Source organism: Rhizobium sp. 01N447_2 (assembly GCF_056399245.1).
This window is the reverse complement of sequence record NZ_JBFTQY010000047.1, coordinates 17,624-40,817: the sequence shown is the minus strand read 5'-3', so window position 1 is coordinate 40,817 and position 23,194 is coordinate 17,624. Positions and strand designations below refer to the sequence as shown.

At 60.7% G+C, this 23,194-nt stretch carries 23 protein-coding genes; 5 read left to right on the top strand and 18 right to left on the bottom strand.

Translation table 11 applies throughout. From position 1 onward, the window contains the following. Positions 1-28: 28 nt before the first annotated feature. Positions 29-412, bottom strand: coding sequence for a carboxymuconolactone decarboxylase family protein (locus AC1ECN_RS26030; RefSeq protein WP_003577023.1), 384 nt, complete (start codon positions 410-412; stop codon positions 29-31). After that, positions 412-1,335, bottom strand: coding sequence for a fumarylacetoacetate hydrolase family protein (locus AC1ECN_RS26025; RefSeq protein ID WP_024323655.1), 924 nt, complete (start codon positions 1,333-1,335; stop codon positions 412-414). The genes AC1ECN_RS26030 and AC1ECN_RS26025 overlap by 1 nt, the downstream gene beginning before the upstream one ends. Positions 1,336-1,514: 179 nt before the next feature. Between AC1ECN_RS26025 and AC1ECN_RS26020 the strand changes: the two genes are divergently transcribed. Continuing rightward, on the top strand, positions 1,515-2,219 hold the full coding sequence (locus tag AC1ECN_RS26020; RefSeq protein ID WP_477954516.1) for an IclR family transcriptional regulator: 705 nt from the start codon (positions 1,515-1,517) through the stop codon (positions 2,217-2,219). A 47-nt stretch (positions 2,220-2,266) separates the two neighbouring features. On the opposite strand, the gene AC1ECN_RS26015 is transcribed toward AC1ECN_RS26020, so the two are convergent. Further along, on the bottom strand, positions 2,267-2,854 hold the full coding sequence (locus tag AC1ECN_RS26015) for a VOC family protein (protein ID WP_003577030.1): 588 nt from the start codon (positions 2,852-2,854) through the stop codon (positions 2,267-2,269). A 126-nt stretch (positions 2,855-2,980) separates the two neighbouring features. On the opposite strand from AC1ECN_RS26015, the gene AC1ECN_RS26010 reads away from it, so the two are divergent. Beyond that, complete coding sequence (locus AC1ECN_RS26010) at positions 2,981-3,544, top strand: NADPH-dependent FMN reductase (protein ID WP_130665047.1); 564 nt, start codon at positions 2,981-2,983, stop codon at positions 3,542-3,544. A 91-nt stretch (positions 3,545-3,635) separates the two neighbouring features. Here the strand turns inward: AC1ECN_RS26010 and hpaI are convergent, their stop codons facing one another. The 7 genes from hpaI to AC1ECN_RS25975 form a co-directional block, all read right to left on the bottom strand. Next, positions 3,636-4,448, bottom strand: coding sequence for a 4-hydroxy-2-oxoheptanedioate aldolase (gene hpaI / locus AC1ECN_RS26005; protein WP_477954514.1), 813 nt, complete (start codon positions 4,446-4,448; stop codon positions 3,636-3,638). Positions 4,449-4,459: 11 nt separating this feature from the next. Continuing rightward, positions 4,460-5,263 carry a 2-oxo-hept-4-ene-1,7-dioate hydratase gene (gene hpaH, locus AC1ECN_RS26000; RefSeq protein WP_018073561.1) on the bottom strand — a complete coding sequence of 268 codons (804 nt, stop codon included), beginning with the start codon at positions 5,261-5,263 and terminating at the stop codon, positions 4,460-4,462. A gap of 2 nt (positions 5,264-5,265) precedes the next feature. Then, positions 5,266-6,135 carry a fumarylacetoacetate hydrolase family protein gene (locus AC1ECN_RS25995; RefSeq protein ID WP_130665046.1) on the bottom strand — a complete coding sequence of 290 codons (870 nt, stop codon included), beginning with the start codon at positions 6,133-6,135 and terminating at the stop codon, positions 5,266-5,268. Between the two features lie 20 nt (positions 6,136-6,155). Beyond that, positions 6,156-7,610, bottom strand: a complete 1,455-nt coding sequence (gene gabD / locus AC1ECN_RS25990) for an NADP-dependent succinate-semialdehyde dehydrogenase (protein ID WP_130665045.1) — start codon at positions 7,608-7,610, stop codon at positions 6,156-6,158. Positions 7,611-7,675: 65 nt separating this feature from the next. Continuing rightward, entirely contained in the window at positions 7,676-8,656 is a 981-nt protein-coding gene (gene hpaD, locus AC1ECN_RS25985) for a 3,4-dihydroxyphenylacetate 2,3-dioxygenase (RefSeq protein WP_130656140.1), read from the bottom strand. 38 nt (positions 8,657-8,694) lie between these two features. After that, the gene (hpaE, locus tag AC1ECN_RS25980; RefSeq protein WP_130656139.1) at positions 8,695-10,212 is read right to left on the bottom strand and encodes a 5-carboxymethyl-2-hydroxymuconate semialdehyde dehydrogenase; all 1,518 of its coding nucleotides are present in this window, start codon (positions 10,210-10,212) and stop codon (positions 8,695-8,697) included. 43 nt (positions 10,213-10,255) lie between these two features. Continuing rightward, entirely contained in the window at positions 10,256-10,648 is a 393-nt protein-coding gene (locus AC1ECN_RS25975) for a 5-carboxymethyl-2-hydroxymuconate Delta-isomerase (protein WP_024323647.1), read from the bottom strand. 122 nt (positions 10,649-10,770) lie between these two features. On the opposite strand from AC1ECN_RS25975, the gene hpaR reads away from it, so the two are divergent. After that, positions 10,771-11,244, top strand: coding sequence for a homoprotocatechuate degradation operon regulator HpaR (gene hpaR / locus AC1ECN_RS25970; RefSeq protein ID WP_477954510.1), 474 nt, complete (start codon positions 10,771-10,773; stop codon positions 11,242-11,244). 14 nt (positions 11,245-11,258) lie between these two features. On the opposite strand, the gene AC1ECN_RS25965 is transcribed toward hpaR, so the two are convergent. From AC1ECN_RS25965 to AC1ECN_RS25940, 6 genes are read right to left on the bottom strand one after another with little or no spacing between them, the layout of a single operon-like run. Then, the gene (locus tag AC1ECN_RS25965; protein ID WP_477954508.1) at positions 11,259-12,272 is read right to left on the bottom strand and encodes a phosphotransferase enzyme family protein; all 1,014 of its coding nucleotides are present in this window, start codon (positions 12,270-12,272) and stop codon (positions 11,259-11,261) included. Positions 12,273-12,280: 8 nt separating this feature from the next. Next, positions 12,281-13,564, bottom strand: coding sequence for an aspartate aminotransferase family protein (locus AC1ECN_RS25960; protein WP_163861985.1), 1,284 nt, complete (start codon positions 13,562-13,564; stop codon positions 12,281-12,283). 1 nt (position 13,565) lies between these two features. Continuing rightward, positions 13,566-14,927, bottom strand: a complete 1,362-nt coding sequence (locus AC1ECN_RS25955) for an aspartate aminotransferase family protein (RefSeq protein ID WP_024323643.1) — start codon at positions 14,925-14,927, stop codon at positions 13,566-13,568. A 17-nt stretch (positions 14,928-14,944) separates the two neighbouring features. Continuing rightward, positions 14,945-15,595 carry an HAD family hydrolase gene (locus tag AC1ECN_RS25950; protein WP_024323642.1) on the bottom strand — a complete coding sequence of 217 codons (651 nt, stop codon included), beginning with the start codon at positions 15,593-15,595 and terminating at the stop codon, positions 14,945-14,947. Further along, entirely contained in the window at positions 15,592-16,863 is a 1,272-nt protein-coding gene (locus AC1ECN_RS25945) for a Tm-1-like ATP-binding domain-containing protein (RefSeq protein WP_024323641.1), read from the bottom strand. The genes AC1ECN_RS25950 and AC1ECN_RS25945 overlap by 4 nt, the downstream gene beginning before the upstream one ends. Further along, the gene (locus AC1ECN_RS25940; protein ID WP_024323640.1) at positions 16,864-17,649 is read right to left on the bottom strand and encodes an IclR family transcriptional regulator; all 786 of its coding nucleotides are present in this window, start codon (positions 17,647-17,649) and stop codon (positions 16,864-16,866) included. Between the two features lie 322 nt (positions 17,650-17,971). Here AC1ECN_RS25940 and AC1ECN_RS25935 point away from each other — a divergent pair, with 322 nt between their 5' ends. Both AC1ECN_RS25935 and AC1ECN_RS25930 read left to right on the top strand, forming a co-directional pair. Next, positions 17,972-19,423: an APC family permease gene (locus AC1ECN_RS25935; protein ID WP_018073574.1), complete on the top strand. Its 1,452-nt coding sequence runs from the start codon at positions 17,972-17,974 to the stop codon at positions 19,421-19,423. Positions 19,424-19,481: 58 nt separating this feature from the next. Then, complete coding sequence (locus tag AC1ECN_RS25930; RefSeq protein ID WP_477954504.1) at positions 19,482-20,960, top strand: aldehyde dehydrogenase; 1,479 nt, start codon at positions 19,482-19,484, stop codon at positions 20,958-20,960. Positions 20,961-21,081: 121 nt separating this feature from the next. On the opposite strand, the gene AC1ECN_RS25925 is transcribed toward AC1ECN_RS25930, so the two are convergent. Next, on the bottom strand, positions 21,082-21,594 hold the full coding sequence (locus AC1ECN_RS25925; protein ID WP_018073576.1) for a flavin reductase: 513 nt from the start codon (positions 21,592-21,594) through the stop codon (positions 21,082-21,084). Positions 21,595-21,603: 9 nt separating this feature from the next. Beyond that, positions 21,604-23,166: a 4-hydroxyphenylacetate 3-hydroxylase N-terminal domain-containing protein gene (locus tag AC1ECN_RS25920; protein WP_024323638.1), complete on the bottom strand. Its 1,563-nt coding sequence runs from the start codon at positions 23,164-23,166 to the stop codon at positions 21,604-21,606. Between the last annotated feature and the right edge of the window lie 28 nt (positions 23,167-23,194).

Below are 23,194 nucleotides of genomic sequence, written 5' to 3'. Positions count from 1 at the left end.
CTGCCATCCGGTGCCTGGCGTCAGATGATCATTCGGCGGCCTCGATCTCGGCGAAGACTTCACGGGCCAGGCGAAATGCCTCCACACCGGCCGGTATGCCGGCATAGATGGCGAGTTGGATAAGCGTGTCCTTGATTTCGTCCCGGCTGCAGCCGTTCGTCAGCGCACCTTTCAGGTGCAGCTTGAACTCCGTGCTCCGGTTGAGCGCGCCGAGCATGACCAGGTTCAGCAGGCTTTTGTCGCGCAGACTGAGCGCGGTGCGCCCCCAGCCGGCGCCCCAGCAATACTCCGTGACGAGATTCTGGAAGTCACGGTTGAAATCATCGGCCGCGTCTAGCGATTTCTCGACATAGGCCGCGCCCAGCACCGCCTTGCGAATATCGAGGCCACGTTCGAAGACGTCCTGTCCCATTACGCAGTTCCTTCATCGATAACGGGGTTCGACAGCGTGCCGATACCGGGGATTTCAACGGTGATCCGGTCTCCATGTTTCAGAAAGATCGGTGGCTTGCGCTTGAAGCCGACACCGGCCGGCGTCCCCGTCGGGATCACATCGCCCGCTTCCAGATCGATGAAGTCGGAAATGTGCTCGAGGATCGTCGGAATGTCGTAGATCATCGTTTCGGTGTTGGCGAATTGCATCACTTCGCCGTTCAGCGTCGTGCGGATGTCAAGCTTGTGCGGATCTGCAATCTCGTCGGCCGTGACGATCACCGGACCGAAAGGTCCGGAGGCGCGGAAGTTCTTGCCCGCCGTGTATTGGGTAACCCGGAACTGATAGTCGCGCACGGTCACGTCGTTGAAGATGGAGTAGCCGAAGACGTAGTCCATGGCCTCTTCCTTTTTCAGGCGGCGACCATTGGTATTTTTGCCGATGATGATGGCCAGCTCGCCTTCCCAATCGAGATGGGTGGAGACAGACGGCACGATGACCGGGCCGCCGTCAGCGACAAAGGTGTTGGCGAAGCGCGCGAAGATGATCGGAATCGGTGAGATTTCGAGGCCGGCTTCCTTGGCGTGCTCAGCGTAATTGCGCGCTACGCAGATGATCTTGGGCGGGCGGCCGATCGGCGGCAGCAACTTCACGTCCGAACGCAGCTTCGAGATCGCATCGTTCGCAATGTGGTCCGCTTCGAAACGAGCGATGACTGCACGCGCCGATTCAGAGAAAACATCCGGCTCCTCGAAGAACGTCTCGATGCGTGAAGGGATGATTTCGATCGTCTCGTCGTCTGCGGCGTAAAGTTCACTGGCGCCGGCAAGGTCGATCACACGATCGCCACAGAGGGCGCCAAAGCGTGGGGTGCCATTTTCATCGTAACTGACGAGTTTCATTTTTTTGTTCCGTTATTTGAACATTTATGTTCGTATTTAGATCATATTGTGCGATACTCGTCAATGATCCGCTTGCTACAAAAACGGTGTCGAAGTAGTAGTCTTCTGATCATTTCCGGCCAGAAACCGGTATGACCTACGCAGCGGAACGGGCGGCTCGACCTTCACAGGAGTTGAAATTGGCGGAAATCTCATCGACGGGAGACCAGATGCTGACCGTTCTCGAAACGGTGGCGGGGCAGGGGCCCGTCAGCGCGTCCGACGTGGCGCGAATGTGCGACATCAACCGCACGGTGGCCCATCGTCTGCTCGTGACGCTGGCGCAACGCGCTTATGTCCGCCGAAGCGACGAGGGCTATATCGTCGGGCCTGCCGTCTTCAGTCTTGCACGACAGACCGGCACGGATCTGCGCAGCGTCGCCAAACCCGTCATGCAGAGACTGGCGGCGGAAATAGGCGAGACTGTCGTTCTGCACGGGCTGGACAATTGGGAGGCCGTCGTCATCGACCAGGCCGTCGGCCAGCGGCATCTGGTGCGCGTCGAACACAGTCCCGGTTCGCGCCACCCGCTCTACAAAGGAGMCAGCGGCTGGTCTATCCTGGCGTTCCAGGGCGAAAAAGCGATCACTCGTATCCTGAAGAAAACCGACGACCCGGTTGCGGCCCTTGCACGGATCGAAACGACGAAGGCCGATGGCTGCTCCATTTCTCATGACGAGCTGCAGATGGGCGTTCACGGGATCGCCGCGCCCCTTCTCGAAAAGAACGGGCGCTGCGAAGCAAGCCTTGGCGTTCTTGTGCCAAGTACGCGTGCCCATTTGCTTTTGTCGGTGCAAAAGCCGCTCCTCGAGGCGGCCGCGGAGATCATGAAAGGCCTCAACTGACCGATTGAAGATGCGCATCATCGCGTTGAGGCCCYTCTGTTCAGTTGTCAGGTGTTGAGACCGGAGCGAATGCCCTTGCGTGCCTCGGCTGCATCACGTTCGCGCCGGTCGACATAGGCTTCGAAATCGAAGTTGAGGAGGTCGATTTCCTCGATCGGGTCGTATGCGCGCGATGCGCCTTCCCAGCCGATCTTGTCGATGCCCCAGTAGAATTCCAGCAGATTGCCGTCGGGGTCGCGGGCATAGAAGCGCGGCTGGTTGCCGGGTCCGCCTTTGCGGCTGTTGACGATCTCGACGCCCCCGTCCCGCATCTTCTTGAAGAGCCCTTTCAGGTCTTCCGGCGTATTCAGCTCAAACGCGATATGGTGCAGTCCGAAACCATAGCGCGGCGCATCCGGTGCATCGGCGGCGAGAATGTCGCGGCGCATCCGGAAGATCGACATTTCATGATGAGTGACGTCACAGCGCAGGAAGGCTCCCGCGGCGACGGCCACGCCATGGCCGATCTTCTCTTCCGGATATTCGAACTTTTCCGTCAGACGCATACCCAGATACGTCGAATAGAAATCGATCGTGCGATCGATATCCCTGACTGTGAGGCCAACATGACCGAGCCTGACAACGCGAACCTCCATTCGATGATCCTCCTTTACATTATCCGTTAATTGAACATATATGTTCTTTATACGAACATCATCGTTCGCGCAAGAGGCGCGAAACAGGCAATGTCATCGCTGACAAATGAATGAAAACGAGGGAAAATGACCGATACAATCAGCATCGCGGTAATCTGCGGAAGTCTTCGCCAAGGATCGTTCAATGCGGCGATCGCGCGGGAATTTTCGACGCTTGCGCCAACCGGGATCTCTTTCCACCCGCTGGACGGCATGGAAAGTATTCCTCACTACAATGCGGATATTCAGTCTCAGGGCTGCCCCGCCATCGTACTTGACTGGGCCGAGATCATCCGGTCTTCGGATGCCGTTGTGTTCGTCACACCGGAATACAATTACTCGATCCCCGGCGTTTTGAAGAATGCGCTCGATTGGCTGTCACGGCTGTCTCCGCCGCCGTTCTCGGGCAAGCCGGTCGCTATCCAGACGGCTTCGGTCGGCATGCTCGGCGGTGCGCGGGCGCAATACCATCTGAGACAGGTGCTGCTTTATCTCGATGCACTGGTGCTGAACAAGCCGGAGATCATGATCGCAGATGCAGCCAGCAAGATCTCGCCGCAGGGCGAGCTTACTGACGACACGACACGGCGGCTGATCGCAGAACAGCTCGCCGCGCTTCAGGGGCTTATCCGGAGAGTAGCGGCGTCTTAAGCATGTGCCGCAAAACTGCGCGGCGATCACGACATGGGGACAACCAAAGACTTAAAGCGCCGGCAGCGAATCTGATAGATTGCGACGCGCGTTAGTAAACCTTTGCCGTGTCAAAACTTCCGGCGGTGGTCGCTCCAGCACTCCGAAAATCGGAAAGCTGGCGTGAAGCACCGTTTGCCAGGAGGCCGACATCGTTGCCGATGGCGACGAAGGTGGCGCCAAGTTCCACATAGCGGTTGGCAAGCGACTGGTCAGCGGTCAGGATACCGGCGGCCTTGCCGTGCGACTGGATACGGATCAGCGCCGCTTCCACCGCCTGCTGCACCTCGGCATCGCCAGGCCTGCCGAGATGGCCCATGTCGGCGGCAAGATCGGCCGGTCCGATGAAAACACCATCGACGCCGTCGGTGGTGGCGATGTCATCGAGTGCGGCCAGCCCGGCGCGGCTTTCGATCTGCAGCAGCAGGCAGACCTCGTCATTGGCGGTCTGCAGGTAGTCGGGAATACGATTGAATGCCGAAGCTCGGGCAAGCGCTGCCCCGACGCCTCGCACGCCGTGCGGCGGATAGCGCACCGCGCGCACCATGGCTCTTGCCTGGTCGCCGCTCTCGATCATCGGCACCAGCACCGTCTGCGCGCCGATATCGAGGATCTGCTTCAAGATCCAGGCCTCGCCGATCGGTGCCCGCATGATCGGATGGCTCGGCGAACCCCGGAGCGCTTGCAACTGCGCCATCATCAGAGGGATATCGTTCGGCGCATGCTCGCCATCGATCAGCAACCAGTCATAGCCCGCGCCTGCGCAGACCTCGRCCGCATAGGGGTTGGCGAGCGCCAGCCAGAGGCCGATCTGCGGACGCTTCTCCATCAAGGCCGCCTTGAATGTGTTTTTTGGCGCCGGCATGGGCATCGCTCCTATGCGAAATAGCTGCTAACGGTGCCGTAGGGTCCGAAATCGGCAACGATCGTATCGCCGCGACGTGCTTCGACCGGGCGAATGAAGGAGCCGGCAAGGACGATCTGGCCCGCCTCGATGCCGTCGCCATAATCAGCCAGCCGATTTGCAAGCCAGGCAACGCCGCGCGCCGGCTGGTTGAGAACTCCGGCACCCAGACCGGTTTCCTCGACCTCGGAGTTGCGACTAACAATTGCGCCCATCCAGCGCATGTCGACAGTGTCGGGTCGCATCATGCGTCCGCCGAGCACGATGCCGGCATTGGCCGCATTGTCGGAAATCGTGTCGACGATGGTCCGGGCCTTCTTCGTTTCCGGATCGACACGCAGGATCCGCGTATCGAGAATTTCCAGCGCCGGCGTCACATAGTCGGTGGCATTGAGCACGTCGAAGACCGTGGCGTTTGGGCCCTTCAACGGCGCCTTCATGATGAAGGCGATTTCCGCCTCGATGCGTGGCTGGATAAAACGATCCTGCGGAACCGTCTCGCCGTCCTCGAATATCATGTCGTCGAACAGGACGCCGGAATCGGGAATGTCGATATTCAGCGCATACTGCATCGCCTTGGAGGTAAGGCCAATCTTCCAGCCGATCACCTTGCGACCGGAAGCGACCTTCTTCTTGACCCAGGCCGACTGCACAGCATAGGCGTCGCCCATCGTCATGCCGGGGTACTGCAGCGACAAAAGACCGGTCTGGACGCGTGTCCGCTCTGCGATGTCAAGCCTTTCGGCCGCTTGGCGGATCTCATCGGGTGTCAACATGGTCAAACCTCGTCTGTGATCGTGTTGCGCAAGATGCCGATACCATCGGCCTCGACCTCGACGACATCGCCCGGCTTCAGCCAGATCGGCGGATCGAAGCGGGCACCGGCACCGGTTGGCGTGCCGGTGACGATCACATCGCCGGGAACCAGCGTAGTGAAGGTCGAGATGTAGTTGATGATCTTGCGAAAGGAAAAGATCATCCGGCTGGTGCGGTCGCTCTGGCGGACGTCTCCGTTGACGCGGGTTTCGAGCCTGATGTCGGCGATCTGCGCCTCGTGCGTGAACGGGATCAGCCAGGGGCCGATCGAGCCGGTGCGGTCGAAGTTCTTGCCCTGGGTGACGTTGAACTTGGCGTGGCGGACCCAGTCGCGGATCGTGCCCTCATTGCACAGAGACAGCGCCGCGATGTGGGATAGTGCCTCAGCCTCGGGAATGCGCCGGCCGGTCTTGCCGATGATGATGACGATTTCACCTTCGTAGTCGAGCTGCGGGCTTTCCGGCGGTCGGATCAGCGGCTGATCGTGGCCGGTGAAGGAGCGCGGAAAGCGAGTGAACAGGGAGGGATTGGAAGGCGCTGCCTGCCCATCCTTATATTCCTCGTTGCGGTCGGGGAAGTTCACGCCGACGCAGATGATCTTCTCCGGGGCGGGAACAGGGATTTCGTAGCGGATGTCCGACACCGGGAAATCGGGCTCCAAGCCCGCCGCTTCCTCAGCGAGCTTCAGCAGCACGCCGTCGGCAATCACCTCGCGTAGCGTTGGCCACTTCGTGCCATGGCGGGCGGAAAGGTCAATGATTCCATCTCCGGCAAGAACGCCGTATCCACTGTGGCCGTTGCGGGTAAAGCTGACAAACTTCGGGTGGGACATGGTTTTTCTTCCTATTCAGTTCAGCCGATGCCGCCGAGGCAGACATATTTGATCTCGGTGAATTCCTCGATGCCATATTTCGAGCCCTCACGGCCGAGACCCGACAGTTTGACGCCGCCAAACGGCGCTTCGGCTGTCGAGATCAGGCCGGTATTGACGCCGACCATGCCGTATTCCAGSGCCTCRGCCACACGAAATACCCGGGCGAGATCCTTGGCGTAGAAGTAAGAGGCGAGGCCGAACTCGGTGTCGTTTGCCTGCTCGATGACGTCGGCTTCGTCCTTGAAACGGAACAGCGGCGCTAACGGCCCGAAGGTTTCCTCGCGCGCCACCGCCATGTCCTTGGTGACCTCGCCCAAGATGGTCGCCTCGAAGAAGGTGCCGCCCAGCGCATGCCGTTTGCCGCCTTGCACGACGCGCGCGCCCTTGCCCACCGCGTCTGCGATATGCTCCTCGACCTTGGCTAGGGCGGCCTTGTCGATCAGCGGTCCGAGGATGACGCCTTCGTCAAAGCCGTTGCCGGTTTTCAGCTTGCCGACGGCCGCCGCCAGCTTCGCGGCGAAGGCATCATAGACGCTGTCCTGGACATAGATGCGGTTGGCGCAAACGCAGGTCTGGCCGTTGTTGCGGTATTTGGCAATCAGCGCGCCTTCGACCGCAGCATCGAGGTCGGCATCGTCAAAGACAATAAACGGCGCATTGCCGCCAAGCTCGAGGCCGAGTTTCTTAATGGTCGGGGCGCTCTGCTTGTAGAGCTCGGTGCCGATTTCGGTCGAACCGGTAAAGGTCAGCTTGCGCACCACCGGGTTCGAGGTCATCTCGGCGCCGATGGCCGCGGCCGAGCCGGTGATGACGCTGAAGAGGCCCTTCGGCAGGCCGGCGCGTTCTGCCAGGATCGCAATCGCGATCGCCGAGAACGGCGTCTGCGAGGCAGGCTTCAGCACCATGGCGCAGCCGGCGGCAAAGGCGGGACCGGCCTTGCGGGTGATCATCGCATTGGGGAAGTTCCACGGCGTGATTGCCGCGACGACGCCGATCGGCTGCTTCATCACCATGATGCGCTTGTCGGGCTGGTGGCCGGGGATCAGGTCGCCGTAGATGCGGCGGCCTTCCTCGGCAAACCATTCGATGAAGCTCGCACCATAGACGATTTCACCGGTCGCCTCCGCCAGCGGTTTGCCCTGTTCCAGGGTCAGAATACGGCCAAGATCGTCCTTGTTTTCGATCATCAGCTCGTACCATTTGCGCAGGATCGCGCAGCGTTCCTTGGCAGTGCGCCCAACCCAGCCCTTCTGGGCCACGCGGGCAGCCTCAATGGCCGTCCTGGTCTCGGCGGCGCCCAGCTTCGGCACCCGGCCGATGATCTCGCCAGTCGCCGGGTTGTTCACCTCTATCGCGTTGTTCGGATCGGCCTCGATCCAATTATCGCCGACAAGAGCGGCTTGGCGGAACAAGGAAGGATCTTGCAATTTCATGGCTGGCTCCTCACCAAGCATTAAAAAAACGGCGGACGCTTTCGCGCCCGCCCAGCTGGGGAAATTCAGGGCGCGACGATCGGCTGGGCCTTCAGCACGGAATCACGCACCTCGGTACCGGCAAAGGTGCTGCCTTCCTCGAACCAGGATTTCGGCGCCGGAGCCCCCCAAAGCGTCTGGCGCTGCGGATCCTTGAGATCCCATTTGATCGGCTCGAGATCGGGATCGACCGTCTGATAATCCGAGCAATAGATCTCGATGCGGTGGCCATCCGGATCGCGGATATAGAGGAAGAAGGCATTCGAAATACCGTGACGGCCGGGGCCGCGCTCGATATTGGGCAGCCAACCGGTGGTCGCCATCAGATCGAGCAGGTCGATGATGTTGAGCGGCGTCGGAACCCAGAACGCGGTGTGATGCAAACGCGGACCGCGACCGTTGGTAAACGCGATGTCATGGACGCCACCCTTGCGATGCGTCCATGCCGCCCAGAGCTTCCCGGTTTCCTCGTCGGCAGTGTATTCCGTCACGCGGAAGCCGATCTCATTGTAGAAGGCAACGCTTTCGTCGACATTCGGTGAGAAGCAGTTGAAGTGATCGATACGGAGCGGCTTTACGCCTCTGTAGAGGGCATATTTCTGGTGGATCGGCGGCAGGCGGTCCATTTTCGAATAGAATTCCAGCGGAATGCCATGCGGATCGCGGGTACGGAAGGTACGCGACTGGTAGGGCCGCTCGATCCATTCGACCGGCAGGCCGTTGCCCTTGAAGAAATGCTCGGCCTTATCGAGGTCCTCGTCGGAGAAGACTTTGAAGCCGAGATCGCGTGCTTCGGCGGCGGCTTCTTTTTTCAGGACGATGCAGTGATGCCCTCGTTCTTCGAGCGCACGCAGATAGATCGTGTCTGCCGTCTCGTCGGTCACCTGCAAGCCGAGCGTGTCGACGTAGAAGGCGCGCGATTTCGCAAGGTCGGTCACGGCAAGCTCGACATGGCTGAGGCGCACGATGTTGAAGGCCGGATAAAGATTGGGTGTGGGCAGGGGCATGGGGTTCTCCTCCAAATTCAATAGGGTGTCCGGTGCACTCAGCCGCCGAGTTTCTGGATCGCATGCGCCTTGGTGGCGAAAGCAACGTTCTTGGTCTCCATGTAGAAATCGAAGGACCAATCGCCGCCGTCACGGCCGATGCCGGAATTCTTGACGCCGCCGAAAGGGGTCGGCAGATGGCGGACGTTTTCCGAGTTCACCCAGATCATCCCGGCTTCCAGGGCATCGGTGAAGCGGAAGGCGCGGGTGACGTCCGAAGTCCAGAGGTAGCCGGTGAGGCCATATTGCACGTCGTTGGCAAGCGCCAGTGCATCGTCCTCGTCCTTAAAGGGGATCGCGGTCAGAACAGGTCCGAAGATTTCTTCCTGCGCAATGCGCATTTGGTTGTTGGCGCTGGTGAAGAGGGTGGGGGATACGTAGCATCCGCCACCCGGCCCTTCGAATTTCGTGCCGCCAGCGGCAACCGTCGCGCCGCCGGCTTTGCCGATCTCGATATAGTCCAGCACCTTCTTTTCGTGCACGGGGTGGATCAGCGGGCCGACCACAGTTTCTGGATCAAGGGGGTGGCCGACCTTGATGCGCTTGGCTTTCTCGGCGACCATCGCCGTGAAGCGGTCGTAGATGCTTTCCTCCACCAGCAAGCGGGAGGATGAGGTGCAGCGCTCGCCATTCAGCGAATAGATCATGAAGACGGCAGCATCGGCGGCGCGCTCAAGGTCGGCATCGGCAAAAACGATGACGGGGTTCTTGCCGCCGAGTTCGAAATGTACCCGCTTCAGCGTGTCGGCGCCCTGTTTCATGATCATCGAGCCGGTGCGGCTTTCGCCGACGAAGGCGATTGCTCTGATGGCAGGATGCTCGGTCAGCGCCTTGCCTGCGTCCTCGCCGAGCCCGTTGACGAGATTCCAGACCCCCTTCGGCAGACCAGCCTCTTCGGCGATTTCGACCAGCAGCCGCGCAGTCAGCGGCGAGAATTCCGCCGGCTTGTGTACGATCGTGCAGCCGGCAGCKAGCGCCGGTGCAATCTTCCATGTCGACAGCATGAAAGGCGTATTCCATGGCGTAATGACGCCGACCGGGCCGATCGGTGCGCGAGTAGTGATGTTGACTTGACCATCCGCACGCAGCGTTTTGCCGTCACGGGCTTCCACGGCGCGATCGGCGAAGAAGCGGAAGTTCTCTGCTCCGCGAAGGGCTGCCTTCGCCATAAATTTCAGCGATTGACCGGTGTCCATGCATTCGACGAACGCGATCTCTTCGGAACGCGCTACGATCGCATCGGCGATCTTATGGAGAAGTTTCTTGCGCACGTCGCCCGACATCGCGGCCCAGGCAGGAAAGGCGGCTTTTGCGGCTTGTGCCGCCCGGTCCACATCCGCCGCCTTGCCGTGTGCCACCTTTGCCAAAACCTTCAGGTCGACCGGAGAGATGATGTCGAACGTGGTGCCATCGGCTGCTGGCATTGCCTCGCCAGCGATATGGTTCAATACGCCGTCTTTGCGAAAGCGGGCCAAATAGGCTTCGGCCTTTGCGATGTTTTCTTCAAGTGTCGACATGCTTTTCTCCGATGTGTCCTGCTTGCGATCACTCGCTGCGGCGCTAACCGTTTGTCTTGCGCAGGCGCGGGTGGATGGCGTTTTTCTTCCAGCTCAGCGCCGGGTCGATTTCGCGGATTTCGAGGGTGAGGGCGAAGTGCGGCGTCTCGAACAGCTTGCGGAGGTGTTTCGTGACGGCGGTAAAGATCGCTTCGCCGGTGCGCCGCTTATCCTCCTGGCTACGACCTTCGCCGATGCGAAAGGACATATCGATGAAGGCATTTTCATCAAGCAGATCGGCAATCGCATAGGCTTCGCAACGGATGGCGCGCACCCGCACGGCACCGGTCTCGAACAGGCCCGTGCCGAGAATCTCGGCGTGGACGACACGGCACAGCGCGCCGAAGTCCACTTTTCCGTCGAGATTCGCCGAATAATCCATGGTGAAATGCGGCATCGTTCCTCCCCGCGCCACGACCTCAGTATATTTAACATGTTAAATATTTTGTCGGCTCTGTCAAGGGCATCGTGRCTGCCGGCCACGTTGCGCGGTTCAAGAAATTGATCCATAGAACCCTTATGACCAAACAATCCCCTGACGATAACGGCATAATGCAGGATGCCTTGCTGCCCCGCGATACACGCCGCTCGCTGCYGATTGCGTTGCTTCGGGCGCGTGAAGCGGTGATGGGGCACTTCCGGCCCATGCTGGCGCTGCATGATGTGACGGAACAGCAATGGCGCGTTATTCGCATTCTGGCGGAAGCCGGAACACTGGATGCATCGGAGATGTCGGAACGGGCCTTTATCCTTGCTCCGAGCCTGACGCGGATCATTCGGTCTCTCGAGGAGCGCGGCTTCATCACCAAGAGCAAGGATGCTGAAGACGGCCGCCGGATACTGTTGCAGATCACGGCCGCGGGACTGAAGATCATCAACGAGGTCAGTCCCGACAGCCGGACGATTTATACTGCGCTTGAGCAGCGGTTCGGCCGCGAGCGCATCGATACCTTGCTCGACATGCTCGACGAACTGGCGACGCTGAACAAATAGCACGGCCTCCGCTCCTATCTGCTGGTGCCGGTTTGGAGGGCGTCTGCCAACGCCAGAGCATCGGCTACATAGGGCTGAAGCCGCTCTGCCGCATCCGGCGCGCCAATTCGCTCACCGATCCAGCCGATATAAGTGATGCTGCGCAGAACCATGAAGAGCGGCAGGGTTTCAAGGGCGCTGTCCGGTAGCGACCGTACGCCGCGATATCCCTCGATCAACGCTGCCTTGATGAGTTCGTAGTGCGGCTCGCCGCGATTCTTGAACAAGGCTGTGGCGATGTCGAACATCCGCCAGCCGTAGCCACCATCGTCAAAGTCGATCAATTCGACATGATCGCCGTCTATGAGGACGTTTTCCCGAACGAGATCGGCATGGATGAGACCATAGTCGAGATGGCGGAGTGCATCGGTTTTCTCTCGCAGCAAGAGCCTGAGATCCGACAATCGCATCACCTGATCCGGCGATAATCCTGCACAATCCCAGAATCGACCCCAAAGCGGCTGCCCGCCAAGCAAACCATCGCCGTCCCATGCCGGGCGGCGGAAGTCGGCCGGTGGTCTCCAGGCATCGGTGGCTGTGTGCATCCGGGCTATCGCTTCACCCAGCGAGCGGAAAATAACGACGAGGCGCTCCCTGGAATGCGCAAGAAGAACACCCGATTGGCCGAGCGGGCTGCCGGTCATCCAACTGACGATGTCGGCGTATTGGTCACCGAACACAGGATCTGCCGCAAGCGCAACGATTTGGCGTCCGTCCAACGTGGAAACAGGTGCCKGAACGCGCAGGCCCGCCTCGCGTAAAGCTGCCATCCAGGAGAGTTCCGAAACCAATGCACTTTTATTGTGATAGCCGGGCCGGTGCAGCCGCAGGGCTGCAGGCTCGCCGCTCCTGAGCGTCACCCGGAATACCGCATTCTCCCGGTATTTCAGGAGCTGGGGTATCTGGACGCCGAGCTCCCAGCTGGCAAGGGCTTCGCGTGCGCGCGCACTCAGCGCCTCCATGAAAGAGGTGGTTTCATGTTCCGACATGGCCACCGTCACAATCCGGACAGAACGTCATCGAGCGTGGAAAGCATCAAATCGGCATTCTCCTTCGAAAATGGCATGGGTGGCCGGATCTTGGTCGCGCATTGATGCACCCCGATTTTGCCCATCAGAACGCCGCGCGCGCGCATGTCATTGATGACCTTTGTGGCGATGTCCGGCGCCGGGGTCTTTTTCTCACGGTCGAGAACCAGCTCCGCCCCGAAGAACAGGCCGCTGCCACGCACGTTGCCGATGACGTCATGTTTTTCGGACAGGTGTTTGAGGCCGTCTTGCGCGTAGGCGCCGACGGCACGGGCGTTTTCCATCAGCCCTTCATCTTCGATCACATCGAGAACCGCCAAGGCCGCAGCACAGGAAACCGGATTGCCGCCAAAGGTATTGAAATAGCGAAAGGCCTTGCGGAATGCGTTCAGCGTGTCGGCATTGGCGACGACGCCGCCGACCGGATGGCCGTTGGCCATCGGCTTGCCGAGCGTCACCACGTCGGGCACGAAGCCTGCGCGCTGGTGGCCCCACATATGGCCGCCAGTGCGCCCGAAACCCGGCTGCACCTCGTCGGATATGACAAGTCCTCCCGCCTTGCGCACGGCAGCGATTGCCTGGTCGAGAAAGCCCGGCGGCAGGTCGGGAAATCCCTCGTTGGCAAAGAATGGGCAGATGATGAGCGCCGAAAAGCCGTGCGGGCTGCTCTGTAGCGAGGCGATCGCCTTTTCCACCTCAGCGGCGAAAGCCTCGGCAAAGGCTTCGCCGGGCATACCACCCAGCGGCCGATAGCTGTCGGGCGCCGGCACATGGCGGACATGACCGCCGAAACCGCCGACCGGGGGCATGCGGGTAGAGAGCTGCGACACGGCCGCTGTATTGCCGTGGTAGGTATGGTTGGTCGCGATAACCCCGGTCTTTCCCGTGACCGCCTGCGCCATGCGCAACGCGATGTCGTTGGCTTCGCTGCCGGTGCAGGTCATGATCGCAGTATTGAGGCTCTTGTCGAACGTCGACGTCAGCCGCTCGACATAGTCGAGGATGCCCTCGTGCAGGTAGCGCGTGTGGGTGTTCAGTGTCGACGCTTGCCGGGTGATCGCGTCGACGACGCGTGGGTGGCAATGGCCGACATGTGGCACATTGTTGTAGCAATCGAGATATTTCCGGCCGTCCGCGTCCCACAGCCAGACACCTTCCCCACGCACCAGCTGCACCGGATCGTCATAAAAGGTGGACATGTTTCGGCCGAGAAGCCGCTCTCGGCGGGCGAGGAGTGCTGCGTTTTCCGCCATGTCATTTGCCTCCCGCGGCGGCTGTCAGACCTGTCTCGAGTGCCGCGAGGATCCGATCTACATCGGCCGTGGTGATGACAAGCGGCGGCGAGATGATGACGTTGGAGCCAGAGGTACGCACCATCACGCCGGCGTCGTAGGCCGCATCTTGCAGGCGCTGGACCATATCCTTCGGCGCGCCGGTCTTTGTCGCGCGGTCCGTCACCAGTTCCAGCGCGCACATCAGCCCCTTGCCGCGAACGTCGCCGATCAGTTCATGCTTTTCCTTCAGCCAGTTCAAACCAGCCAGCAGTTCATTGCCGCGCGCGCCTGCATTGGCGGCCACGTTGAGGCGCTTGGTTTCCTTGAGCGTCGCCAGCGCCGCCGCTGCACCCACAGGGTGGCCGGAATAGGTGTAGCCATGACCGATCGTGCCGACGGTGTTCTTGTTGGCCTCGAAGGCTTCCGCGATCTTGTCGGCGATCATCACCGCACCGAAGGGATAATAGCCGTTGGTAATCGCCTTGGCGGTCGACATCAGGTCGGGCCTGGTGCCCCACAGGCGCGATCCCGTCCAGGCACCGGTGCGGCCAAAGGCTGTGATGACCTCGTCGGCGATCAGAAGAATGCCATTCTTGTCGCAGATGGCACGCATCAGCGGCATGAAGGTTTCGTGCGGCACCATGATGCCGCCGGCGCCCAGCACCGGCTCCATGATGAAGGCGGCGATCGTATCGGCGCCCTGGAAGGCGATCTCGTCTTCGAACTGACGACCGATGGCCGCCGCGATTTCCGCCGGATCGTCGGTGCCGAAAGGATTGCGGTAGCCATAGGGAGCCGCCAGGTGCGAAACGCCCGGGAGCAGCGGCTCGTAGTTGCGACGGTTGTTGGCATTGCCGTTGACGGACGCACCGCCGAAATGGGTCCCATGATAGCCTTTCTTCAGCGCCACGAATTTGGTGCGCTCCGGCTGGCCATTGACCTTGTGGTACTGGCGGGCAAGCCGCAGGCAGGTCTCCACGGAATCCGAGCCGCCCGAGGTGAAGAAGGATCGGCTGAGGCCGTCTTCCTTGAACCACTCAGCCAGTTCGTAAGACAGTTCGATCAGCGGCGGATTGGTGGTGCCGCGAAAGGCGGAATAATAAGGGAGTTCCTCGAGCTGGTCACGGATGGCCTGTTTGATCGGATCGCAGGAATAGCCGAGGTTGACGTTCCAGAGCCCCCCGACGCCATCGAGCACCGTCTTGCCGTCGATATCGGTGATTTCAACACCGGAAGCCGCCCTGATGATGCGCGGCGGATTGGCCAACATGTCGGCCGGGTGCGCCATCGGGTGCCAGACATGACGGGCGTTGTTTTCGGTCAGAAAATTGGTTTCGCGCATATCGCAGTCCTCTTCGTTCAAAGTCCAAGCATGGAAAGGGCGCGGGCATAGCCGTCAGCGGGCCGGGTAACGTCGAAATGGACGTTGGGAAGCTTGACGACGTCGGCGCCCTCAATGTTCTTCAACTGATCGTCGACGAAGACGCAGGCTTCGCGCGGAAGCCCGACCTCGGCGATCACCTGTTCATAGGCGCGCGCATCCGGTTTCAGGATCTTGGTGTAGGTGGCATCGACGATAACGTCGAAGAAATCGATCAGCGGGAAACGCTTGCGAAATTCGACACCGTAGAAAAGATCGAGTTCATTCGAAAGGATGGCGAGCCGCAGGCCGGCGGCCTTGGCGCGGGTGATGGCGTCTGCCGCTTCCGGACGCAGCACGAGATCGGCATCGGCGCCGCGCGCCCGCTGGACGAAGGTCTTCATGTCGGTCCAATCCTCACCGACCAGCCGGCCGACTTCCGCGGTCCGTGTCATCCAGTAGTCGCGTTCGGTGATCTCACGGTTCTGCATCGATACCCAGAGTGGATCGGTCGTTGTGTCGAACGGACCGCGCCAGGTGAGTGTGCCGGCGGCAAGGCCAAGCGCCCGCTCGGTGACGTCGTGCGTTTCGAACAGCGTGCGGGTGACGACGCCGCCGAAATCGAGGATGAGTGCGCGATCACCTGTCATGGCCTGCCTTCCGGGATGATGCCCTGTGCAACCCACGCATCGAATACGGCGAGGGCTTTTGTGGAGAATTGAGGGGAATTGATGTGACCATCGACCTCATGCAGGGCGACGGATGGGGGGAGGGCCAGGCGCATCGCATCGATAAAGGCTGAAAGGCCTACCGGATCATGCAACGGTTCACCCGGCTGGTCCCATTCCTGTATGCCTTCGAGCGGCAGGATCAGGGCGACCGGCGCCTGCGCGCCGCCAAGCTTTTCTCCGATCAGGGCAGCCGTTGCCCGGCGTCCTTCAGGCGAGGTGGTGACCGAGCCGATCAGCCGGTTGTGTGCGTGATAAGGTCGGTCGGCAAGTGCTGCCGGCAGCGGCTGCCATGCGGGCAGGTCCACCATATCGACCGCGCCGGGCGCGACGATCTGCGGTATGCCGGAGCGGCCCGCATTTTCCATGCGGTCAGGACCGGAGGTGACCACGGTGCCATTCTGGTGGTTGACGACTTCCTGCATGCAGAAGTCGAACACCGCGGCAAAGCCTTTCTGCGCGGCAATCGCCTCGAAGGCCCGTCCGCCCATGCCGGTCGAGTGGAATACTGCGACCTCATAGCCGCGCTTTTCGAGCTCCGGCTTCAGGTGTTTCATGTATTTGAGGCAGGTGGAACCGAGGGAGGTCATTCCGATCAACGGCCGGTCCGCCTTGGGCTTCCTGCTGGAGCGGGCAGCCCCGACGACGGCGCCGCAGGCCTGGGAAAGCACGGCGCGGCAGATATCATTCAATCCGTAAAGTCCGCCGGCCCAGAGTATCATCATCAGGTCCGGGGCGATRCGCTCCGGCGGCACGAGATGCGAATAGGCAATCGTCGAGACCACGAATTTGGGAACGCCGAGCGGCAGGGCGGCCGCCACGTCAAGCGCAAGGTCCGTACCCATGGAGCCGCCGAGAACAATGATGCCATCCGCCTTTCCGGTCGCATGCAACGTTCCGACGAGAGCCGCAGCGCCGGTCGACATCAGCGCCATTGCTGAATTTTCGTCGCCGCTGTTAATGATCGCTTCGATCGAGGTTCCCGCCGACTTGGCGATGTCGTGCCGGGAATAGTCAGGTGTGTAAGGCGGATCTGACAAGATACTGACGTCGACCATGACCGGTTCTGCGCCGGCATCGCGGATGATGCCTGCCATGAACTGAAGCTCGTCGGATTTGGTGTCGCCGGTTCCAATCAGAAGGATGCTGAGTGGACGTGATTGTTCTGGCGACGGCTCTGCTGGGCTCATTCAACCGGTCCTCTTTGTTTGCATTTTTGTTCCCGAAGGCCGCTCCGGCCCGTAGTATTTTTCTGAGATGCGTTTGGCTGTGTCGACGACGGCTGCGCCGAAGTTTGCCAGTGTGGCGGCGCGCGCGCGCGCCAGCGGCGCCGCGATGGTGATGGAGCCGATCGGTTGACCGGCCGGCGAAAGAATGGGAGCTCCGGTGCTGACGACGCCGACCTCGAGACCCTGGCTGCTGATCGAAAATCCGCGCGCGACCGTTTCGTCTATCATTTTGCGGACGGCGGCCGGATCGGTCACGGTGTGCTCGGTAAAAGCGTCCAGTGGCTGCGACAGGGCCGACTCGATGTATTTCTTATCTGAGAAAGCCAGATAGGCGAGGCCCGACGCCGTAGCGTGGAAAGGCAGGCGCGTGCCGATCTCGACGATGACCCGGTGCGCGCGCGGTGAGTCCTCGACGTGGATCGTTGAAAGTGTGCTGCCGCTGAATTCGGCGAGATGAACAGTTTCCTCAGACTTTTCAGCGAGCTCCCTTACGAAGGGGATGGCGACCCGCAGGAACGGATAACGCGCCTCGCGAATCCGCGCCAGGCGAACCGGCGCTGAACCGATCCGGTATCTGCGCGTGTCCGGATCCTGCTCAACGAAGCCATGCTTTTCCAATTCGACAAGCAGGCGGCGGGCCGTCGCCTTGTCGAGGTCGCAGAGACGGGCGATATCCGTCAATCCCGCTTCGTGGTTGAGTTGCGACAGGCTGTCCAGCAAGGACAGTGCTTTTCCGACGGTGCTCATGCGGTCTCCTCTTTTTGTCCGGTCGCCGTTCGATACCGGTTGGTGTTACGGGCACCTGTCTGGGTCATCATCGTCGATGTCCGGTCCTCCATGCCGGCCAAACTACTTAACATGCGAAATAACTTGACAGGTGTAGCCGTTATTTGCAAGTCTATATTTGAAGCAATGGTTCAATATATGAACCATATGCGCTGACCTGCGCGCGGCCAAGAGCAAAAGAAAAAACGCGGCAGATTAGTCCGGTTCGAAATGACGGCGATTTGGGAGGACGCGTTTTCCCGGAGCGCAATCGGATAGTTGCAACAAGGGGAACTTGAGCAAAATGGACAATCAATTCTCAACAGGCGCAGGTGAAAACCAGCTGCGCAAGAACAGTCTCGGCGTCGGCGCCGTGACATTTCTGGTGGTTTCGGCCGCAGCGCCGCTGACGGCGGTCGCTGGCGGCGTGCCTCTGTCGATGATGCTCGGCAATGGGCCGGGCATCCCGCTGACCTTTCTGCTGGTCACGGCGATCCTCGTACTGTTTGCGGTCGGCTACGTCGCCATGGCGCGCCACATCCGCAATGCCGGTGCCTTTTATGCCTATACCGCCCAGGGTCTCGGCGGCATGATGGGCGGTGCAGCCGCCCTCATTGCCATCCTTGCCTACAATGCCATGCAGATTGGCGTTTTCGGTCTCTTCGGTGCGGCAACCGCAGGGTTCTTCGCGGGCATCGGCCTTGAATTGCCATGGTGGGTCTGGACCTATATCGGCATCGCCGTCGTCGCGGTCTTCGGCTATCGGCGCGTTGACCTGTCGGCTAAGATATTGACGGTCCTCGTCATTCTTGAATATGTCGTCGTGCTGGTCATCGACGCCGCTATCTTGCTCAAGGGCGGTGACAGCGGCATCTCGGCCGTACCCTTCACGCCCGCCGCCTTCATGAGCGGAACGCCGGCAATCGGCATTCTCTTCTGCTTTGCAGCGTTCATCGGCTTCGAAGCAACCACGATATACAGCGAGGAAGCCCGCGAGCCGCACAAGACCGTGCCGCGCGCGACCTATATCTCTGTCCTTATTATCGGCCTCTTCTACATGCTGACCTCGTGGCTGATGGTCAACGGCGCCGGCGCCGATAAGCTCGTTCCCGAACTGCAGGGCCTCGCCGATCCTACGACCTTCCTCTTCGGCCTTGCCGAACGCTATGTCGGTCACTGGATCGTCCCGGTCATGAACGTACTCTTCATCACCAGCCTGTTTGCCGGCGTGCTCGCCTTCCACAATGGCGTCGCCCGCTACATGTATGTCGCCGGCCGCGAAGGTCTGCTGCCGAAGTCTGTTGGGGTCACCCACCCTGTCTTCCAGAGCCCGCATGTCGGTTCGGTGATCCAGACGATTGTTGCCGCTCTCGTCATCGCGCTCTTCGCCTTTACGGGGCAGGATCCCGTGCTTGCCCTCTTTTCGTGGCTCACTAATGTCGGCACGCTTGCCATCATTCTGCTGATGGCCTTCACCGCATTCGCCATCGTCGCCTTCTTCAGCCGCAATCCCGGCCTCGAGGGCAATGTTCTCGTGACCAAGATCTTGCCGGTGATCACCGGCATCATCCTGCTGGGTCTAGTCTACTATATCACGGTGAATTTCGGCGCGATCGCCGGCGCAAGCGGTGTGCTCGCCGTGCTTCTGCCGGGGCTGGTGGTGATTGCCGCCATTGTCGGCTTGATGGCAGCTGCCCGTCTGAAGTCGGAAGATGCTGCCGGTTTTGCCCGGCTCGGCGCCGGACAGGAAGCCTGACATATCTGGATCATGATGGCGGACGCCGGTCCGCCATCTCTTTCGTAAGGAGATTGAGATGCAGGACAAGATCGACCAACTCCGCTCGAGCGTCGTCTCGCCGCAATCGCTGTTCATTGGCGGCGAGTGGCGTACACCTTTAAGCGGCGCGACAATGGATGTCATCTCGCCGATCGAGGGATCGAAATTGACAACTATCGGCGATGCCGGGGCGGCGGATGTCGATCTCGCCGTTAGGGCTGCGCGCACCGCTTTCGAGAAGGGCGCGTGGTCGAAGGCAGCGCCCGGCGAGCGCAAGAAAATCCTGTTCCGGATCGCCGAACTGATCGAGCGTGATGCGCTGGAATTGGCGGTTCTCGGCGTGCGCGACAACGGTACGGAAATCAGCATGGCACTGAAAGCCGAGCCCGGCAGCGCCGCCGCCACCTTCCGCTATTACGCCGAAGCCCTCGACAAGGTCTACGGCGAAATTGCACCCACCTCCGAAAGCGTTCTCGGCCTCATTCACCGCGAGCCCGTCGGCGTCGTCGCCGCTATCGTGCCGTGGAATTTCCCGATGATGATCGGCGCCTGGAAGATCGCGCCGGCGCTGGCAGCCGGCAACTCGGTGGTGCTGAAGCCCGCCGAAGGCGCATCGCTCAGCCTTCTGAAACTGGCGGCGCTGTGTGCTGAAGCCGGCTTGCCGGAGGGAGTGCTCAATGTTGTCACCGGCCGCGGCACGGTCGCCGGAGAGGCGATCGGCCTGCATGGCGATATCGATGTTCTCGTCTTCACCGGCTCCGGCGGCGTCGGCCGCCGGCTGCTCGAATATTCGGCGCGCTCCAACCTGAAGCGGGTCTATCTCGAACTGGGCGGCAAATCGCCCAACATCGTCTTCGCCGATGCGCCGGACCTCGAACTGGCCGCCAAGGTCTCGGCATTCGGCATCTTCAGAAACTCGGGACAGGTCTGCGTTGCCGGGTCGAGACTCCTGGTCGAGCGGTCGATCCACGAAGCCTTCGCAGAACGGATCTCAGCCATTGCCGAAAAGATAAAGGTTGGCGATCCGCTGTTGCTCTCGACCGAATCCGGCGCCATCTCCAGCGAGATCCAACTCGAGAAGGACCTCGGTTTCGCCGCCCAGGCGCTGTCCGAAGGTGCAAGACTGAGGACCGGCGGCGGCCGTATTCTTCAGGACACCGGCGGTTTCTACATGCAGCCGACCGTTTTCGACGTGACGCCGCAGATGACGCTGGCCAGAGAGGAGGTTTTCGGACCGATCCTCTCCATCATTCCCTTCGATGACGATGCAGAGGCAATCAGCATTGCCAATGCCACGCCTTATGGCCTCGCTTCAGCCGTGTGGACCAGCAACCTGTCTCGCGCCCATCGCATGGTGCGGGGGGTCAAGGCCGGCGTCGTCCACGTCAATACCTATGGCGGCGCCGACAACACCGTGCCGCTCGGCGGCATCCGCCAGTCGGGCAACGGCCACGACAAGTCGCTACACGCCATGGAAAAGTATCACAATCTGAAAACGGCATGGATCCAGCTCTAGCTTGGTCGAACACTTTGCCGAGAGCAGGGGTCGCAGTTGAAATGTCGGACGCATCTGAAGTTGAAGCTTCCGCGCGCAGCCCATTCGCTGTCAGCTGCAACGTGGCTGACAGCGAATACCTTCAACCTCCGAAGCTGCCAAGTTGCGTCGGGACATGAACATAATTCCGGTCAAAATACAGTAATGCGTTGCCGTCGGGACGGGATCGGATGCCGGCGATCCGCCCGATGAAAATGTGATGGCTGCCGACAAGTCTTGCCTCGGACAGCTCGCAATCAAATGAGACGATCGCATCCGCGAGAGCATCCGTACCTGAAGGCATTGCGACCCAATCCGCAGAGGCGTAGCGCGCCTCCATATCGGCGGTTGCTCCGGCGAATTTCCCGGCTAGCTCTCTGTGGTCGTGACTTAATACGTTCACGCAGAACCGGTGGTTTTCCAGAAACAGTGCAGTTTGGGCGGATCGGCTATTCATGCAGACGAGCAGCGTCGGCGGCTCATCCGTCACGCTGCACATGGCCGTGGCGGTGAACCCGCCGCGACCGGCGGGACCATTGGTGGTGATGACGTTGACCGGCGCGCAAACGCGCGCCATGGCGTTGCGGAACTCGGTTTTGGAAAAGGCCTCCTCCATGGTCGCCTCCTATTCAGCAGCGGACTTGAACTGGTCTGCATTGCCGATCGGCGGCAACCAGGTGTCACCGGTCCAGCCGTTTTCGTCGTAGTCGCTCATGCAGGTATCGACCAAGGCCTCCATTTCGCGCAACCGTCCGCCACGCTCGGCCCCCTTCAACACTTGAAGCCGGACTTCTTCCGGCGCTCCGGCATAGTTCAATTCGTAGAGCGCATGCCGTCCGCCGAACTCGGTTCCGGTTGCGTCCCACAACAGCTTCATGATCTTGATGCGTTCGATATGGCCCATGTCGTTGGAGCCGCGCACATACTGGCCGAGATAGCGGTCGATCTCCGGATTGCCGAAATCCTTGGCCGAGGACGGCAGGTAGATCAGTCCCGAGGCGACGACCTTGCGGACCGTCTCGATGACGCGGGGATAGGCTTCCGACATGAAAGTGCGATAGGCGAGAGCCGCCTCCAGATTGGGCAGCACTGCGCCGTTCGCCCAGTGGATCGGATTGTAGGCCATGGCGTTGGAGAAGCTCCAGAACATGTGGCGCAACGCGATGACTTCACCAAGTGCGGCCTGATTGCCGCGGAAGGCATCGCCGCCGGTCGCCCGCAATGCCTTGGCGAGCAGGCCCGCCAGGAAGTCGAGTTTGACGGCGAAACGCGTGCAGCCCTGGAAGCAGTAGCCGTGCATGAAGCCGGAAGCGGGATGGAAGGACAGGATCTTCGGCGCATCGCGCAGGACCAGCACGTCCTCCCAGGGGATGAAGACGTTGTCCAGAACCAGGATGGCATCGTTCTCATCGAAGCGGGAAGAGAGCGGGTAGTCGAACGGCGTGCCGACACGATTTGCCGTTTCCTCATAGGAGACGCGGCAGAACATCTTGATGCCGGGCGCATTCATCGGGACGATGAACATCACCGACAGCGACGGGTCTTCCGTGACCGTCGCCGAGCTCTGTGCCAGGAAATTGTAGTGCGTCAAAGCAGAGGACGTCGCCACAACCTTGGCGCCCGAGACGTAGATGCCGGCGTCGGTTTCCTTGGTGATATGAACGAATACGTCTTTTACGGCATCCGCCGGCTTGTGGCGGTCGATCGGCGGGTTGACGATCGCGTGGTTCATGAAGAGAGCCGCTTCCTGGGCACGCTTGTGCCAGGCGAGTGCATTGTCCTTGAAGGGACCGTACCAGTCGGCATTGGCGCCCAGCGTATTCATCAATGCTGCTTTGTAGTCGGCGGTTCGGCCCATCCATCCATAGGACATGCGGGCCCAGTCGGCGATCGCACCCTGTTGAGCGACGAGATCGGCGGAGGACTTTGCGACACGGAAATATTTGTGGGTGTAGCCCCCAGAGCCGGTGTCGGTCGGCGATGTCAACCGTTCCTTGGTCTTTTCCGCATGCAGCGCATCGTAAAGCCTGGCGAGCGAGCGGGCGGAATTGCGCATCGAGGGATGCGCGGTCACGTCCTTGACACGCTCACCATTGATGTAGACCTCCCGCCCGTCACGCAGGGATGCCAGATATTCCTCACCGGTGAAGGGCCGCTTGGTATCGGCCCGGAAATCTTCTGATCGCATGTCGTCCTCCCTTGATGTGAGACAAATG

What these genes read in the sequence shown, in the direction of transcription:
- hpaH (WP_018073561.1), bottom strand. Translation starts at nt 5,263, where the DNA reads ATGTTGACACCCGATGAGATCCGCCAAGCGGCCGAAAGGCTTGACATC.
- AC1ECN_RS25925 (WP_018073576.1), bottom strand. Translation starts at nt 21,594, where the DNA reads ATGGAGGAGGCCTTTTCCAAAACCGAGTTCCGCAACGCCATGGCGCGC.
- AC1ECN_RS25940 (WP_024323640.1), bottom strand. Translation starts at nt 17,649, where the DNA reads ATGAGCACCGTCGGAAAAGCACTGTCCTTGCTGGACAGCCTGTCGCAA.
- AC1ECN_RS26010 (WP_130665047.1), top strand. Translation starts at nt 2,981, where the DNA reads ATGACCGATACAATCAGCATCGCGGTAATCTGCGGAAGTCTTCGCCAA.
- AC1ECN_RS26015 (WP_003577030.1), bottom strand. Translation starts at nt 2,854, where the DNA reads ATGGAGGTTCGCGTTGTCAGGCTCGGTCATGTTGGCCTCACAGTCAGG.
- AC1ECN_RS25950 (WP_024323642.1), bottom strand. Translation starts at nt 15,595, where the DNA reads ATGACAGGTGATCGCGCACTCATCCTCGATTTCGGCGGCGTCGTCACC.
- AC1ECN_RS25930 (WP_477954504.1), top strand. Translation starts at nt 19,482, where the DNA reads ATGCAGGACAAGATCGACCAACTCCGCTCGAGCGTCGTCTCGCCGCAA.
- AC1ECN_RS25920 (WP_024323638.1), bottom strand. Translation starts at nt 23,166, where the DNA reads ATGCGATCAGAAGATTTCCGGGCCGATACCAAGCGGCCCTTCACCGGT.
- AC1ECN_RS25995 (WP_130665046.1), bottom strand. Translation starts at nt 6,135, where the DNA reads ATGTCCCACCCGAAGTTTGTCAGCTTTACCCGCAACGGCCACAGTGGA.
- AC1ECN_RS25955 (WP_024323643.1), bottom strand. Translation starts at nt 14,927, where the DNA reads ATGCGCGAAACCAATTTTCTGACCGAAAACAACGCCCGTCATGTCTGG.
- AC1ECN_RS25975 (WP_024323647.1), bottom strand. Translation starts at nt 10,648, where the DNA reads ATGCCGCATTTCACCATGGATTATTCGGCGAATCTCGACGGAAAAGTG.
- AC1ECN_RS25935 (WP_018073574.1), top strand. Translation starts at nt 17,972, where the DNA reads ATGGACAATCAATTCTCAACAGGCGCAGGTGAAAACCAGCTGCGCAAG.
- AC1ECN_RS25960 (WP_163861985.1), bottom strand. Translation starts at nt 13,564, where the DNA reads ATGGCGGAAAACGCAGCACTCCTCGCCCGCCGAGAGCGGCTTCTCGGC.
- AC1ECN_RS26030 (WP_003577023.1), bottom strand. Translation starts at nt 412, where the DNA reads ATGGGACAGGACGTCTTCGAACGTGGCCTCGATATTCGCAAGGCGGTG.
- hpaD (WP_130656140.1), bottom strand. Translation starts at nt 8,656, where the DNA reads ATGCCCCTGCCCACACCCAATCTTTATCCGGCCTTCAACATCGTGCGC.
- AC1ECN_RS26025 (WP_024323655.1), bottom strand. Translation starts at nt 1,335, where the DNA reads ATGAAACTCGTCAGTTACGATGAAAATGGCACCCCACGCTTTGGCGCC.